This window comes from Limosilactobacillus sp. C0001E2, assembly GCF_056590915.1.
In genome coordinates this window covers 55,687-70,653 of record NZ_JBWPXC010000005.1, presented here as the reverse complement: position 1 = coordinate 70,653, position 14,967 = coordinate 55,687, and the positions used below count along the sequence as shown (strand labels likewise).

Sequence of the window (14,967 nt, the reverse complement as noted above, 5' to 3'; positions counted from 1 at the left end):
TGGTATAAGGATGCAAATTGAATTTTTGGGTACGGGTGCCGGTTCGCCAAGTAAACAGCGGAATGTGTCTAGTTTGGCATTACGCTTATTAGAAGAGCGTAATGCAATCTGGCTTTTCGATGTTGGTGAAGCAACTCAGCATCAAATTTTAAATACCACAATTCGTCCGCGAAAAATTGAAAAAATTTTTATAACCCACCTCCACGGGGACCATATTTTTGGCTTGCCAGGTTTATTAAGCTCGCGATCATTTCAGGGAGGGAATGAACCATTAACCATTTATGGACCAGTTGGGATTAAAGAGTTTGTCCAAACGACACTCCGGGTTAGTGAATCACGGTTGAGTTACCCGATCAAGTTTGTAGAAATTACTGATGATGGGCAACTTTTTAGTGACCAAACATTCACAGTTTATGCCAAAAAGCTTGACCATAAGATTGCTTGTTTTGGCTACCGAGTAGTTGAACACGATCATCCGGGCGAATTACAAGTTGCTAAATTGAAGAAATTAGGAATTCCATCAGGGCCGTTGTATGGTGAATTGAAACAGGGAAAAGAAATTCAATTAAGTGATGGAACCATCTTAAATGGCCAAGATTTTATTGGTGCACCACAAAAGGGCCGGATAGTGGCCATCTTAGGTGATACACGGAAGACTAAAAATGCTATTGCGCTTGCAAAAGATGCGGATGTTTTAGTCCATGAAAGTACCTTTGGCAAAGGTGAATCGAAATTAGCACATAATTATTACCATTCAACAAGTGCACAAGCTGCACAAATTGCTAAGCAAGCTCATGCCAAAATGTTATTGCTAAATCACATTTCTGCAAGGTATGTAGGTAAGGCTGCTTATGGTCTTGCATATCAAGTTCGGGATATTTTCCCTAATACCCGAGTAGTAAATGACTTTGATGTTTATGATATTCCATTTAAAGGAGGTCAACCTAAATGATGCGCAGATTACAGTCACTACGACTATTAAAAAATAAGATTGTGTTGATTACCGGTGGTTCCAGTGGAATTGGTGCTCAATTGGCATTGGAGGCCGCTCATCGGGGAGCAATTGTTGTTGTATGTGCTCGTAATAAGGAAAAATTGGAAGAAGTAGCCCATAAATGTTTAATTTTATCGGGTCGGCCTTCTTTTGCATATGAATTGGACGTTACTGACCCTGACCAGACTGATCAAGTGTTGGATCAGGTGCGCCATGAAGTCGGCGAAATTGACGTATTGGTAAATGCAGCTGGTTTAGGTGAAATGGTACCGGTCGTTAACCAAAATCGCAAATCTATGGCGAAGATGGTGAACGTCAATTTATTAGCAACCATGTATCTTAGCCGGTGTGTTGCTAAGCAAATGATGGATCAAGGCTATGGGGCGATTATTAATGTGGCTTCATTAGCAGGGAAGTTACCAACGCCAAACAGTGCGGTTTATTCAGCTACTAAGGCGGGAGTCATTCAATTTGATAATATTTTACGGATGGAAGTTGCGGACTATGGGGTACAAGTGTTGACAGTAAATCCAGGCCCGGTTGCTACTCATTTCTTTGCAGCTGCAGATCCTGATGGTAGTTACTTATCACATGTACCATCCTGGATGATTATTGAGCCTGACTCACTAGCCAAGACTGTGTGGAATAATGTCGGATATAAAACACGTGAAATCAACGTGCCAGGATATACTTCAGCAATTGGTTGGCTTTACCAAGTGATGCCGGGAATTGGTGATTGGGCAATTAAAAAGTTTTTTGATTTTCAACAAAACAAGGATCTTTTATAAAAAATCGAATGCATTATTAGGTGCGGTTTGTAAATCATTTAATAATGGTTCATCAGGAGCGTGAAAACGACGTCCAAAAGACATCGGCCACGCTCCTTCATTACTTTTAGGAGAATTACAATGCTAGAAACTAAATATGAGTGGCAAAGGGTTGCCAATCAAGATGCGGATCTCGTTAATAACATTAAAGAACAGTGCCAAATTAGTGCAGCATTAGCGAATTTACTGGTTGCCCGAGGCTTTCAATCAGTCCATGAAGTACAACTTTTTTTAAAACCACAACTTCAACAAATTCAGCCGCCGGAGAAATTTCATGATATGGATAAAGCGGTCGCAAGAATCACTCAGGCGATTAAACAAGGTGAGCAAATCACGGTTTATGGTGATTATGACGCTGATGGCATGACAGCGACTGCGGTGATGTTTGAAACACTAGAGTCGTTAGGAGCCAAGGTTAATTATTATATTCCGGATCGCTTCAAGGATGGTTACGGACCGAATCTGGATGCTTATCAACGATTAATTACGGATGGCACTCAACTGTTGGTAACTGTTGATAATGGGGTGACCGGTAAAAAAGAAGTTGCATTTGCCCATGATCAAGGGGTGGATGTAGTTATTACTGATCACCACAGTTTACCGGTAGAACTTCCCGATGCCGTGGCGATTGTTCATCCCCAGTACCCCGGAGATCAGTATCAATATGGTGATTTATCTGGAGTGGGGGTAGCCTTTAAAGTGGCTTGGGCCCTCTTGGGCGAATTTCCAACGGAATTACTAGATTTAGTGGCCATTGGAGAGATTGCTGATCTCGTTTCAATGGCCAAAGAAAATCACGTTTTAGTTAAGTTTGGCATTCAACAATTACAAGCGGGACTTCGACCAGGGATTAAAGCATTACTAAAGATTGCGGGTATTCAAGAACAATCCTTGACCAGTCAGGATGTTAGTTTTAAATTAGCCCCACGGCTCAATGCTTTAGGTCGGATTGCTAATGGTAATGATGGTGTCAAGTTGTTAACGACGGTTGATGAGGATACAGCTGAACAACTAGCCAAGGATGTTGATCAATGTAATCGTCAACGTCAGGAGTTGGTTGAACAGATTACCCAGGAGGCGCTACAAAAAGCACAAGCTCCTGACAATCTTAGGCGACGGACGTTACTAATTGTTGGTCACGATTGGCATCAGGGCGTTTTGGGGATCGTTGCTAGTCGATTAGTTGAAAAAACAGGTAAGCCGACAATCGTGGCTAGTGTTAATCATGGTGAACTGGTGGCGAAAGGATCTGGTCGAAGTGTCGATGGATATGATCTGTTTGCAGCGCTTGATCCCCATCGTAAATTACTTACTGCTTTTGGTGGACATGTAATGGCTTGTGGAATGTCGTTTATGATTACCCAAGTTCCAGCAATTGCTAAAGTGCTCGAACAAGCAGCTCAAGAACAACATTTGGATGCTAATCAAAAACCGCGCTTAATGATTGCGGGAACTTTGCAGCCTGACGAAATTACCGAGAAGTTATATCAGCAAATTCAACAATTGGCACCCTTTGGTCCAGATAATGAAGAACCCATTTTTGAAATTACTGATCCAATTATCACTAGCAAACGTCAAATGGGAAAAAATAACGAACACCTCAAATTTACTTTAAAAGGTGCTCGGCAGTCGTTGGATGTCTTAGCATTTGGCAAAGGTTCTAGTGCGGATTTCTTTAGTCCCGATGTACAGCTGAAATTAGTTGGCAAGGTTGCGGTTAATCATTGGCAAGGCCGAACGACACCTCAATTACTTTTGGAAGATCAAGAAATTGAGGGATCAGTGGTAATTGATGCACGAGTTAAGCAACTCCAACCAACCATGTTTACGGAAAATGCTGCCTATGTTGTTTTTAATCCAGTAATCCGGGAAAATATTGCTGGGCATGTTAATGGACGGATTATTGATGTGAAACATCCGGAGCTTGGAAATTATGATAAATTAGTTTTCGTTGATGTTCCTCAAGCGATAGCACAGATGGATCGAGTGCTCCAAAATAGTCAAGCAGTAAGGGAAGTTAAACTTTATCTTTTTAATGCTAGTCAATCCGCGGCCGTAGCCATTCCACATCGTCCAATATTCGTGAATTTATATCAAATAATTCGCCAACACCGACAAATCGATCTTAATCAGCAAGCAGAGGCACTATGCCAGCATTTGCGGATTACTGGAGATCAATTAATTTTGATGATTAAAGTGTTTTTGGAACTCAGATTTGTTACAATTAAAAATGGCTTGTTAAAAATCTCAGCAAATCCACAAAAGGGTAATTTAGAGAAGACACGGGTTTATCAGGAATATGCAGCCCGTTGGCAAGTGCAAAAAATTTTATTAAAAAGTTCAACTAAAGAGTTAACAGGATGGGTGCAAAAAGAGCTGCATCTTAATTAAAGGAGAGACTTTTATGTCGTTAGACTTACATAAGTACGTAGTTAGTGTCCCAGATTATCCGGAGAAAGGCATTATTTTTCGGGATATTTTACCACTGATGGCAGATGGCAAGGCCTTTAAGCAGGCAACGGATGAGATTGTTGATTATGCTAAAAACAAGCATGTTGACATGGTTGTTGGCCCTGAAGCGCGGGGCTTTATCGTGGGTTGCCCAGTTGCCTATGAACTAGGGGTTGGTTTTGCTCCAGCACGAAAGAAGGGAAAGTTGCCGCGGCCAGCAATTTCGTCATCTTATGATTTAGAGTATGGGGAAGCAACCTTGCAAATGGAAAATGATTCAATTAAGCCTGGGCAGCGGGTGTTAGTTGTCGACGACTTACTAGCAACTGGTGGAACGATTTCTGCCACCATTGATATGGTCGAAAGAATGGGTGGTGTCGTGGTTGGCACTGCATTTATTATTGAATTAAAAGATTTAAACGGACGGCAAAAAATTGCTGACTATGATTGCAAAGCATTAATGGAATATTAATCGGGTGTAGAAAATGATTTTATTAGTAGTTTTTGGTGGTTTAATGTTGATCTTAGGGTTGTTCTACTTAGTCAACTCTTGGCAGCAGTATCGTGAATGGAAATGGGCAACCTTTATTGTTTTAGTGAGTCTGGCTGCCACCGTTTATGGAGCAATCAATTTACCTTATTGGCATCACCATTCACAAAGTCAGCAGACAAGTCAGCAAACTAAAAATGCTGATCGCAGTAGTTTTTCTTCTTTTTCTAATAATGGATTACAGTCCCAGAACGGCCAAACTCAAGAAAACAAGGAAATGGCTGTTCTAAGACAAATGCAAAAGGCTTACACTAAAATGGGAAGTGTATCTTTTGATAGTGATTCAAAAACGTTTAAGATTCAGCCAAAAGATGGTGATGAAAGTAAGGCTATTACCTATGTGATTCAGAACCCTAGCCAAGCTGATCAAGCAGGATGGCCAAATTTAACTAAGTCATTGGTAAGTACATCTAAACAGTTGAAAAAGGTTCTCGGGAGTGGTTACTCTGTTAGCTTGATGAATCCAGATGATAGTAATGCAGCTGTTTTCACTGCTAAAGATGGTCAACAAACCTATACTGCAGTTAAATGATTCAGGAGACGTGCTCATAAAGTGCTTGCTCATTGCTAGCGAACTTGATATAATGTGAAACGTTATGGAGAGTTGGCAGAGTGGTAATGCACCGGACTCGAAATCCGGCGAACCCATGTTGAATGGGCGCGCAGGTTCAAATCCTGTACTCTCCTTAAAACTCAAGCAAGATTTGAGTGTTTGAAAAGACACCCGTGGATGAAGAACGGATCATTCACGGGTGCTTTTATTAATTATTAAGCGAGGTAGGGAGAAGTCATGAAAATCGGGATTGATGAAATGGCGTTTGCAACAACGCCTTATTACATTGAATTATCAGATCTGGCAGCTGCCCGAGGAGTGGATCCAAATAAATTTAAAATTGGTATTGGACAAGACCGGCAAGCTGTTGTTCCACCCACTCAGGATATGGTCACGCTTGGTGCAGCAGCAGCAAAAAAGTTGCCGAAAAGTGCGTTACGACGAGTGACAACCTTAATTACTGCTACTGAATCGGGAATTGATAATTCAAAAGCAAGTGGGATTTATATTAAACGATTGTTAAAGTTAAATGATTATATTCGGGTTGTTGAAACTAAGGAAGCTTGTTATTCTGCTACTGCGGCGTTGCAGTTTGCACGAGGATTAGTGGCACTTAACCCGGAAGAGACTGTTTTAGTAATTGCTTCAGATATCGCTCGATATGGCTTAAAAACACCTGGTGAGGTAACTCAGGGAGCGGGTGCCGTTGCCATGCTCGTAACCAAGAATCCCCATGTTCTAACAATTGAGCCTGTGAGTGCTTCATATACTCAGGATATTATGGACTTTTGGCGTCCATTGTTTGCTGCCGAAGCCCACGTAGATGGCAAGTATTCTAACCAAGTTTATGTCAACTTCTTTTTAAAGACATATCAGCGTTACATCCAGATTACTGGACGAACTTTAGCAGACTTTTCTGCAATAGCCTTTCATTTACCATACACAAAGATGGGAAAAAAGGGACTAGAAGGTCTGCTTAACAATGATCAAAGTTTAGTTGCACAGCGACTCCGGAAGAATTTAACTGCCGAACAGCAATTTTCTCGACAGGTGGGTAATCTGTATACGGGCTCATTATATTTGGGCTTAATGTCCTTGTTGCAAAATGGAGATGTTCAGCCTGGAGAGCGGATTGGATTATTTAGCTATGGATCAGGTGCAGAAGGTGAATTTTACTCTGGCATTTTGCAATCTGGTTATCAAGAACATATTGATAAGCATCTTAAGGAAGAATTGCAAAATCGACAACAGCTTACAATTGATCAGTACGAGCATTTATTTAATCAACAGTTAGGAATGTCGAGCGCCGATGTTGAATTTAATATTAGCAGTGATCCTAGTGAGTATGTTTTAGCCGGCCAAAGGAATGCTCAACGAATCTATCAAATTCAGGATAGTTAAATAAAATTAAAAAAGGGTTTCAAAGCTTGGTCTTACCAAACTTTGAAACCCATTCTTTGTTTAAAAGATGTTATCACGGAAAAGGCCAACCACTTTTCCTAAAATGGTAACGTGGTCCAAGATGATTGGATCCATCGTATCATTTTCTGGTTGTAAGCGATAGTAGCTTTCTTCTTTAAAGAATCGTTTACAGGTTGCCTCATTATCACTAGTCATTGCAATAACTACATCACCGTTATTTGCCGTATTTTGGCGACGAACAATAACCTTATCACCATCCAAAATACCCATGTTAATCATACTTGTTCCTTGAATTTGAAGCATGAATAAGTCATCATGATCATTGATGGTTGGCGGAATCGGGAAGAAGTCGGTTGCGTCTTGTTCTGCAAGAATTGGTTCACCAGCGGCCACGATTCCGAGAAGCGGGATTTGGTTTTGTTTAGTTTCAATGCCAAGAAATGATAAACCTTCTGGAGTAATTTCTAGTGCCCGTGGTTTAGCAGGGTCTTTCTTTAAATACCCCTTTTTTATTAAACGGTTAATATGACCATGGACTGTCGATGTTGACGAAAGACCAACTGCCGCACAAATTTCGCGGACTGTTGGTGGATATCCTTGTGCAGCCACTTGCTTATGGATGTAGTTTAAAACAGCTGTTTGTTTGTCTAATGCATTTCTTGGCATAATTCCACCTCATTTATTAGTTACAATTTATTTTAGCATAGCAACGGTTCTCTGTAAACGTACGTTCGCTATCTTTCTAAGATGTTGCAATCAGCGTCAGACTTGTTTAGACTTAAGGTTGCGATTAGAAGGAGGATAATTATGGCTGAAGAAAATGAACAAGATAAATTATTGAAAAGAATTAACGAATTGGCCCATAAAAATAAGGCGGAAGGGCTGACCGAAGAAGAAAAAGCTGAACGAAAAAAACTTCGTGACGAATATTTAAAAAATTTCCGCGAAGCTTTCCGCAGTAAAATTGAAATGACGCAAATTTTTGATAAGAGCGGCAAGGAAGTTACTCCAGAAAAGGTTAAGGAAATTCAACGTAAAAAAGGGTTACGTGACGATTAATTTCAATAAAAAATTTACAATGACTAAATAGTTTTGTAATATTATTAGTATTGAATCAAAAAGGAGGGCAAAAAGTTGAGTACTCTTGGTGTTATCTTATTAATGATTCTAGCCTTGTTAGTTGGGTTAGTAATTGGTTTCTTCGGTGCCCGAAAGTATATGGAAAACTACTTACGGAATAATCCACCAATTTCTGAAGATATGATGCGGACCATGATGCTTCAAATGGGACAAAAACCATCGGATCGGAAACTGCATATGATGATGCAGACGATGAAGAATCAAGCTAAGAAAGCAAATCGTAAATAAAAGAAGTCGACAAAAGTCGACTTCTTTTATTTACATTAAAAATGGTCATCAGCTGGCTTTTCCGGCATATCATAGTGAAAACTAGGGTCTAACTGCTGGTCTAATTTATCAAAAGCAGCTTGCATTTGCTTTTCATATTTTTTTTGAACCTCATCGGTTAAGCGCTGTTTACGGTCAATATAAATGGGGGTCCCAAACGCAATCTTCCGTTTCTTTCTTAAAAAAAGGGCACTAAATGATAATGGCCCTTGGTAAACAGCGGGTACCAAAGGGACGTTTGCTAATTTTGCAATCATTAAAGCTCCACCCTTTAGTTCTGAAGAATACCGTGATCCAGATGGAAAGATAATGGTCGAAAGTTCGGATTGACGAAGTTCTTTTACAGGGACCTTAATTGCTGACGGACCGGGGTGAACTCGATTGACAGGATAAGCGTTTAATTTTCTTAAAAACCAGTTTGCAAATTTATTTTCGAAGAGCTCCTCTTTAGCCATAAAACTGAATTTTTTAGGATAAATAGCTAAGGCGAGGAGGACCGGATCCATCCATGTTCGATGCGGAGCAACAATAATATAGTTAGCAGCTGGTAAGTTCTCTTTGTTTTTAATGATTGGCCGTCCGTTAATTACACTCAAAAACGGCTTTACTAAATGAACAAGGAAGTCATACATGTTTTATTTACCTCAAATTATTTTTGTATAATATGGTTATTATGAGCAAGAAAAACTGAACATGCAAGTTGAATCTTCAGTTTGATTAAAGGAGTAAGCATGGATAAATCAATTTTAAAACCGCATGAACGTATCGATCAACTTAGCAGTCAAGGGATTAAAATTATTCAGAGCAGTGAAGTTTTTGCTTTTTCACTAGATGCAGTGCTATTAGCTGATTTTGTACGGTCCAATCACCGCCAGCGGCTCCAAACGATTGATATATGTGCAGGTAATGGGGCCATTGGTTTGTTTTTAAACCGTAAATTAGGGGGACAATTTACTGAAGTAGAATTGCAACCGCGCTTGGCCGATATGGCTAAGCGAAGTATTTTTCTAAATGATTTGATGGATCGCTATCAAGTCATCAATGCGGATGTCAAAAATATTTTTGATTATGTTCGCAAAGATGCATATGATATCGTAACTTGTAATCCGCCATATTTTAAATCTCTGCCGACGAGTAAAAAGAACCCTAATCGTTACTTGGCGATTGCTCGTCATGAACTAACTATTGATTTACCAACAGTTGCTGAAAAAATGTCCGGGTTATTAAAAATGAATGGTAAGGGCTACTTAGTACATCGACCAGACCGGCTAACAGAAATTTTACAAGTTTTAAATGAACATCGACTAATGGTTAAGCGGATTCGCTTTGTTTACCCCAAACCAGGTAAAGACGCGAATATGGTCCTAATAGAAACCATTAAGGACGGTCGTCCAGGGGGCACAATTATTGAACCGCCCTTAGTAGTAGGTGATCAAGAAGGTAACTATACGCCACAAGTTGAGGCTATGCTCCATGCAAACTAAACCATACTATATTTACGTATTATTGTGTGCCGATCAAACACTGTATTGTGGATTTACAGATAATGTTGAACGGAGATTTAGGACTCACCAGACATATCGTGGTGCAAAATATACGCGGGTTAAAAGTCGCCATCCGCTAAAATTAATTTATCAAGAACGGTTTAAGGATAAGAGCAGTGCATTAAGTGCCGAATATCACTTTAAGCATCAAACTCGTAAACGTAAGTTAGCATATTTAAAACAGCATGGGGTCAACATTCAGAAATTATAATTTTCTGCTTGCGATCACAGTAGTTTTTATGTACAATACTTGTTGGTGCTATTTGCACAATTCACACTCACCGCAATGGTTCGAATGGTGCCGCTAGGTGTTCGGACCAGAGGACCGGTGGGGAGGAAAAAACTATTTTGGAGGTATTATTTCATGTCTGTTGTAAGTATGAAACAATTACTTGAAGCCGGTGTCCACTTTGGTCACCAAACTCGTCGTTGGAACCCAAAGATGGAACCATACATCTTTACTGAACGGAACGGTATCTACATTATTGACCTACAAAAGACGGTCAAGATGATCGATTCCGCCTACGATTACGTTAAGAACGTTGCTGCTGACGGTGGTGTAGTTCTTTTTGTTGGTACGAAGAAGCAAGCTCAAGATTCAATTGAAGAAGAAGCTACTCGTGCAGGTCAATACTACGTTAACCATCGTTGGTTAGGTGGTACTTTGACTAACTGGAAGACCATTCAATCACGGATTAACCGTTTGAAGGAACTAAAGAAGATGTCAGAAGATGGAACTTTTGATGTTCTTCCAAAGAAGGAAGTTTCCGTTTTAACTAAGCAACGTGAAAAGCTCGAACGTTTCTTAGGTGGAATTGAAGATATGCCACGGATCCCAGATGTAATTTACATTGTTGATCCTCACAAGGAACAAATTGCAGTTCGTGAAGCACACAAGCTTCACATTCCAATCGTTGCAATGGTTGATACCAACACGGATCCTGATGACATTGACGTTATCATTCCATCAAATGATGATGCTATTCGTGCCGTTCGCTTAATCACTTCTAAGATGGCTGACGCTGTTATTGAAGGTAAGCAAGGTCAAGATGACCAACAACAAGCATCAGACGATGATGTTGCTGACAACGCTGAAGTTTCTGAAGATTCTTTACAAGATTTAAAGAAAAACGTTGAAAGCAAATAATTAAAATAGTTAATACTTAGGCTGTTTTGCAGTTGGACCGTGGTGGCCTGAGTGCGAAACAGCTTTTTTATTTAAAAACATTTAAACTAAGGAGAGATCAAATTATGGCTATCAAAGCTTCACAAGTTATGGAATTACGGAAGAAGTCCGGTGCCGGCATCATGGATGCTAAGAAGGCATTAGTTGAAACTGATGGTGACATGGACAAGGCAATGGATTACCTTCGTGAAAAGGGAATTGCTAAAGCGGCTAAGAAGAGCGATCGAATTGCCGCTGAAGGTTTAACTGACATTGTGGTTGATGGGAATACAGCTGCAATTGTGGAATTAAACTCAGAAACTGACTTCGTAGCTGCTTCTGATCCATTCAAAGCTGCTTTGAATGATGTTGCTAAGAAGATTGTTGAAAACAAGCCGGCTGATGTCGATGCTGCCTTAGAAATCAAGACTGATAACGGTACGCTTGGTGAAAACTTAACTGAAACCACTCGGCAAACTGGGGAAAAAGTTAGTCTACGGCGGTTTGCTGTTGTTGATAAGGCTGATGGCGATAACTTTGGTGCTTATCTTCACCAAGGTGGCCGGATTGCTGCCTTAGTTGTCTTGGAAGGTGCTGATGAAGCTACTGCTAAGGATGTTGCTATGCATGTTGCAGCAGTTAACCCAGAATTTATGACGCGTGATGACGTTTCTGCTGAACGTCTGGATCATGAACGGAAGATTTTTAAGGAAGAAACATTAAACGAAGGCAAGCCAGCTAAGATTGTTGATAAGATTGTTGAAGGTCGTCTTAACAAGTTCTTATCAGAAATCTGTTTAGCAGACCAAGCCTTTGTTAAGGACAGTGACAAGACAGTTGCTGAATACGTTGCTTCTAAGGGTGGTAAGTTGAAGTCATTCATTCGCTACGAAGTTGGTGAAGGAATCGAAAAGAAGCAAAGTAACATTGCTGATGAAGTTCAACAAGAACTGAACCGTTAATTTGCTTTTAGTTTGGGACGTACTATGGTAGTTAGTACGTCTTTTTAATAGTTTGTAAACAACTTAACCTGAGGAGGTTCAACGAATGGCAAATGGTGTTAAGTACAACCGGGTTGTTTTGAAATTAAGTGGCGAAGCTTTGGCTGGAGATCAGGGTTTTGGAATTAATCCACCAGAACTAAAAACAGTAGCAAAAGAACTAAAAGAGGTTCATGATTTAGGAGTCCAAGTTTGTATCGTCGTAGGTGGCGGTAACATGTGGCGTGGAGTTACAGGTGAAAAACTGGGGATGGAACGTGCTCAAGCTGACTACATTGGAATGTTGGCAACCATTATGAACGCCTTGTCTCTTCAAGATGCTTTAGAAGGATTAGGTGTGCAAACCCGGGTTCAAACGTCCATCGAAATGCGGCAAATTGCTGAACCATATATTCGACGGAAAGCAATTCGGCATCTGGAAAAGGGCCGGGTAGTGATTTTTGCCGGTGGTACAGGAAGTCCGTACTTCTCAACAGATACAACCGCAGCATTACGGGCGGCTGAAATGAATGCGGATGCTATTTTAATGGCTAAGAACGGAGTGGATGGTGTCTACTCAGCAGATCCAAATAAAGATTCATCAGCAGTTAAATTTGATCATCTAACTCACATGGATATTCTTGATAAACATCTCCACGTTATGGATTCGACAGCTAGTTCTATGTCAATGGACAATGATATTCCATTGGTAGTCTTTAACTTGAATACACCGGGCAACATTATGAAGGTTGTACGGGGTGAAAAAATTGGGACAACAATCGAAGGAGAATAGTTAAAATGGATGGTAAGCAAATTTTAGCAAATGCAAAAGAAAAAATGGCTAAATCAGGTGAAGCGTTAAAGCGGACCTTAGCTGATATTCGTGCGGGACGAGCAAATGCCAGTATTTTAAATCCGGTTAAGGTTGATTATTATGGTGCACCAACACCACTTAATCAAATGGCTTCCATTACGGTTCCTGAAGCACGGCAATTACTTGTGTCCCCATATGATAAGAGTACGTTAAAGGATATTGAACGAGCAATCTATGAAGCAGATTTAGGTTTAACTCCTCAAAATGATGGTGAAGCAATCCGCATCATGATTCCGCAACTCACCGAAGAACGGCGGAAAGAATTAGTGAAGGACGTTAAAGCAGAACTGGAAAACGCTAAAGTTGCTGTTCGAAACGTTCGTCGCGAGGCCATGGATGACCTTAAGAAGGGGAATAAAGATGGCGATTTTAATGATGACGAGTTTCATAATCTAGAAGACCAAGTTCAAAAAGAAACCGATGCTGGAATCAAGAATTTGGAAGCAATTGCGAAGGATAAAGAAGACGAATTAATGGGCAAGTAATAGTAGTTTCCATTAATCTCAGGTGAAGTACTGTGGTGCTTCACCTTTTTTTATAAGTAACGATTGTAGAGAAATTGTGGTAGATCTGGTAGAATAAGAAAGATTGTAAATAATGTCATTGGAGGATTAAGTTGTTTTCCCAAAAAAAAGAGACGGATGCAAATTCATCCCAGATTGATTTAGCAAAAATTCCGCACCACATTGCAATAATTATGGATGGTAATGGACGATGGGCACAAGCGCGTCACTTACCACGGGTTGCAGGCCATCAGCAGGGAATGGAAACTGTTAAAAAGGTTACGATTGCAGCTAGTAAGCTTGGTGTGAAAGTATTGTCACTCTATGCCTTTTCCACGGAAAATTGGAAACGTCCACAAAGTGAAGTTAGTTTTTTAATGAATTTGCCGATTAAATTTTTCACAAAGTTTGTTCCTGATTTAGTTAAACATAATGTTCGAGTAACTGTAATGGGTGATATTACAAAGTTACCTGAGAAAACCCAAATTGCTGTTCGGAATGCAATTCATGATACTGAGCAATGTACAGGAATGGTTCTGAACTTTGCCCTTAATTATGGTGGCCGAGATGAGATTGTTCGTGCAACTACTGATATGATTAAGGATGTTCAGAATGGCAAACTTTCTTCAATGGACATAAATGAAAAGACTATGGGTAAATATTTGATGACTGCACCACTAACTCCTTATGAAGATCCAGAATTATTAATTCGTACGAGTGGTGAACAGCGTTTAAGCAATTTCATGCTTTGGCAAGTTGCATATAGTGAGTTTGTATTTATGGACGAACATTGGCCAGATTTTGACGGTGAATCTTTGAAAAAGGCCATTAGTATTTTTCAACATCGACATCGGCGTTTCGGTGGTCTCAAAAATAAGTAAAGAGGACGGGTGTTAATTTTGAAGACAAGAGTAATAACTGCAATCGTTGCTCTGGCGATTTTTATTCCATTAATTTTAATTGGTCACTTACCTTTAACCATCGCGGCAATAGCCTTAGCAATCGTTGCAATGAGTGAAATTTTAATTATGAAAAAGATGTTTTTAACGTCGTTTGCAGCAATTATGTCATATTTAGGAGTTGCGATTGTGACGGTTCCTCAATCGTGGCTGGCGTGGTTACCAGACCACTTTAATCGATTAACCACGTTTTACTTAATTGTGATTTTAATTCTGTTACATACTGTTGTTCATAAGGGACGTTTTAGTTTTGATGATGCCGGAGTCTTAATTCTTGGAATGCTCTATATTGGGATGGGATTTAATGCTTTTATCCAAGCTCGGGCAGTCAATTTTGTAACTTTACTATATGGAATGTTAATTGTGTGGTTGACAGATAGTGGGGCGTATATTTTTGGCCGCCAATTTGGTAAGCATAAATTGGCCCCTAAAGTTAGCCCAAACAAGACGATTGAAGGTTCGGTATTAGGAACGATTTTTGCCACAGTAATATTAGCGATTTACCTGTTGTTCTTCCATGTTGGTTATGACAATTACTATATGATGGTTTTAGCAACCCTCTTGTTGTCCATCTTTGGTCAATTTGGTGATTTGATTGAATCAGCACTTAAACGTTACTATGGTGTCAAAGATTCAGGTAAGATTTTACCTGGTCATGGTGGTATCTTGGATCGATTTGATAGTATGTTAATGGTCATGCCAGCCCTATACTTACTAGGGATTGTTTAATGAGGTGAT

Annotated in this window: 18 protein-coding genes and 1 tRNA gene; 17 read left to right on the top strand and 2 right to left on the bottom strand. The window is 40.0% G+C overall.

Features of this window, described 5'->3' with window-relative positions:
- Nucleotides 1–10 precede the first annotated feature (10 nt).
- The 7 genes from rnz (at nucleotide 11) to AC1EKL_RS06575 (ending at nucleotide 6,776) form a co-directional block, all read left to right on the top strand.
- Nucleotides 11–952 carry a ribonuclease Z gene (gene rnz, locus AC1EKL_RS06605; protein WP_480189383.1) on the top strand — a complete coding sequence of 314 codons (942 nt, stop codon included), beginning with the start codon at nucleotides 11–13 and terminating at the stop codon, nucleotides 950–952.
- Nucleotides 949–1,782: an SDR family NAD(P)-dependent oxidoreductase gene (locus AC1EKL_RS06600; RefSeq protein ID WP_480189384.1), complete on the top strand. Its 834-nt coding sequence runs from the start codon at nucleotides 949–951 to the stop codon at nucleotides 1,780–1,782. The genes rnz and AC1EKL_RS06600 overlap by 4 nt, the downstream gene beginning before the upstream one ends.
- A gap of 120 nt (nucleotides 1,783–1,902) precedes the next feature.
- Nucleotides 1,903–4,212 carry a single-stranded-DNA-specific exonuclease RecJ gene (recJ, locus tag AC1EKL_RS06595; protein ID WP_480189385.1) on the top strand — a complete coding sequence of 770 codons (2,310 nt, stop codon included), beginning with the start codon at nucleotides 1,903–1,905 and terminating at the stop codon, nucleotides 4,210–4,212.
- Between the two features lie 13 nt (nucleotides 4,213–4,225).
- Complete coding sequence (locus tag AC1EKL_RS06590) at nucleotides 4,226–4,744, top strand: adenine phosphoribosyltransferase (protein WP_006915809.1); 519 nt, start codon at nucleotides 4,226–4,228, stop codon at nucleotides 4,742–4,744.
- Between the two features lie 13 nt (nucleotides 4,745–4,757).
- A complete protein-coding gene (locus tag AC1EKL_RS06585) occupies nucleotides 4,758–5,354 on the top strand; it encodes a DUF308 domain-containing protein (protein ID WP_480189386.1) in 597 nt (198 codons plus the stop codon).
- Between the two features lie 66 nt (nucleotides 5,355–5,420).
- Nucleotides 5,421–5,509, top strand: a tRNA-Ser gene (locus AC1EKL_RS06580).
- Nucleotides 5,510–5,612: 103 nt separating this feature from the next.
- Nucleotides 5,613–6,776 carry a hydroxymethylglutaryl-CoA synthase gene (locus tag AC1EKL_RS06575; RefSeq protein ID WP_480189387.1) on the top strand — a complete coding sequence of 388 codons (1,164 nt, stop codon included), beginning with the start codon at nucleotides 5,613–5,615 and terminating at the stop codon, nucleotides 6,774–6,776.
- Between the two features lie 60 nt (nucleotides 6,777–6,836).
- Here AC1EKL_RS06575 and lexA read toward each other — a convergent pair whose 3' ends face one another.
- The gene (gene lexA / locus AC1EKL_RS06570) at nucleotides 6,837–7,463 is read right to left on the bottom strand and encodes a transcriptional repressor LexA (RefSeq protein WP_480189388.1); all 627 of its coding nucleotides are present in this window, start codon (nucleotides 7,461–7,463) and stop codon (nucleotides 6,837–6,839) included.
- A 141-nt stretch (nucleotides 7,464–7,604) separates the two neighbouring features.
- On the opposite strand from lexA, the gene AC1EKL_RS06565 reads away from it, so the two are divergent.
- Both AC1EKL_RS06565 and AC1EKL_RS06560 read left to right on the top strand, forming a co-directional pair.
- A complete protein-coding gene (locus AC1EKL_RS06565; RefSeq protein WP_006915814.1) occupies nucleotides 7,605–7,856 on the top strand; it encodes a DUF896 domain-containing protein in 252 nt (83 codons plus the stop codon).
- A 102-nt stretch (nucleotides 7,857–7,958) separates the two neighbouring features.
- Entirely contained in the window at nucleotides 7,959–8,165 is a 207-nt protein-coding gene (locus AC1EKL_RS06560) for a YneF family protein (protein WP_040455710.1), read from the top strand.
- 35 nt (nucleotides 8,166–8,200) lie between these two features.
- Here AC1EKL_RS06560 and AC1EKL_RS06555 read toward each other — a convergent pair whose 3' ends face one another.
- Entirely contained in the window at nucleotides 8,201–8,836 is a 636-nt protein-coding gene (locus AC1EKL_RS06555) for a lysophospholipid acyltransferase family protein (protein WP_480189389.1), read from the bottom strand.
- Between the two features lie 99 nt (nucleotides 8,837–8,935).
- Between AC1EKL_RS06555 and AC1EKL_RS06550 the strand changes: the two genes are divergently transcribed.
- From AC1EKL_RS06550 to AC1EKL_RS06515, 8 genes are all read left to right on the top strand, one after another.
- Entirely contained in the window at nucleotides 8,936–9,688 is a 753-nt protein-coding gene (locus tag AC1EKL_RS06550; RefSeq protein WP_480189390.1) for a tRNA1(Val) (adenine(37)-N6)-methyltransferase, read from the top strand.
- Complete coding sequence (locus AC1EKL_RS06545; RefSeq protein WP_480189391.1) at nucleotides 9,678–9,959, top strand: GIY-YIG nuclease family protein; 282 nt, start codon at nucleotides 9,678–9,680, stop codon at nucleotides 9,957–9,959. The genes AC1EKL_RS06550 and AC1EKL_RS06545 overlap by 11 nt, the downstream gene beginning before the upstream one ends.
- A gap of 153 nt (nucleotides 9,960–10,112) precedes the next feature.
- Complete coding sequence (gene rpsB / locus AC1EKL_RS06540) at nucleotides 10,113–10,895, top strand: 30S ribosomal protein S2 (RefSeq protein WP_006915819.1); 783 nt, start codon at nucleotides 10,113–10,115, stop codon at nucleotides 10,893–10,895.
- A gap of 104 nt (nucleotides 10,896–10,999) precedes the next feature.
- Nucleotides 11,000–11,875, top strand: coding sequence for a translation elongation factor Ts (tsf, locus tag AC1EKL_RS06535; RefSeq protein ID WP_480189392.1), 876 nt, complete (start codon nucleotides 11,000–11,002; stop codon nucleotides 11,873–11,875).
- A gap of 85 nt (nucleotides 11,876–11,960) precedes the next feature.
- A complete protein-coding gene (pyrH, locus tag AC1EKL_RS06530) occupies nucleotides 11,961–12,686 on the top strand; it encodes a UMP kinase (protein ID WP_006915821.1) in 726 nt (241 codons plus the stop codon).
- 5 nt (nucleotides 12,687–12,691) lie between these two features.
- Nucleotides 12,692–13,252, top strand: coding sequence for a ribosome recycling factor (gene frr / locus AC1EKL_RS06525; protein ID WP_480171967.1), 561 nt, complete (start codon nucleotides 12,692–12,694; stop codon nucleotides 13,250–13,252).
- A 131-nt stretch (nucleotides 13,253–13,383) separates the two neighbouring features.
- Nucleotides 13,384–14,151: an isoprenyl transferase gene (locus AC1EKL_RS06520; RefSeq protein ID WP_480189393.1), complete on the top strand. Its 768-nt coding sequence runs from the start codon at nucleotides 13,384–13,386 to the stop codon at nucleotides 14,149–14,151.
- An 18-nt stretch (nucleotides 14,152–14,169) separates the two neighbouring features.
- Nucleotides 14,170–14,958: a phosphatidate cytidylyltransferase gene (locus AC1EKL_RS06515; protein WP_480189394.1), complete on the top strand. Its 789-nt coding sequence runs from the start codon at nucleotides 14,170–14,172 to the stop codon at nucleotides 14,956–14,958.
- Nucleotides 14,959–14,967 lie beyond the last annotated feature (9 nt).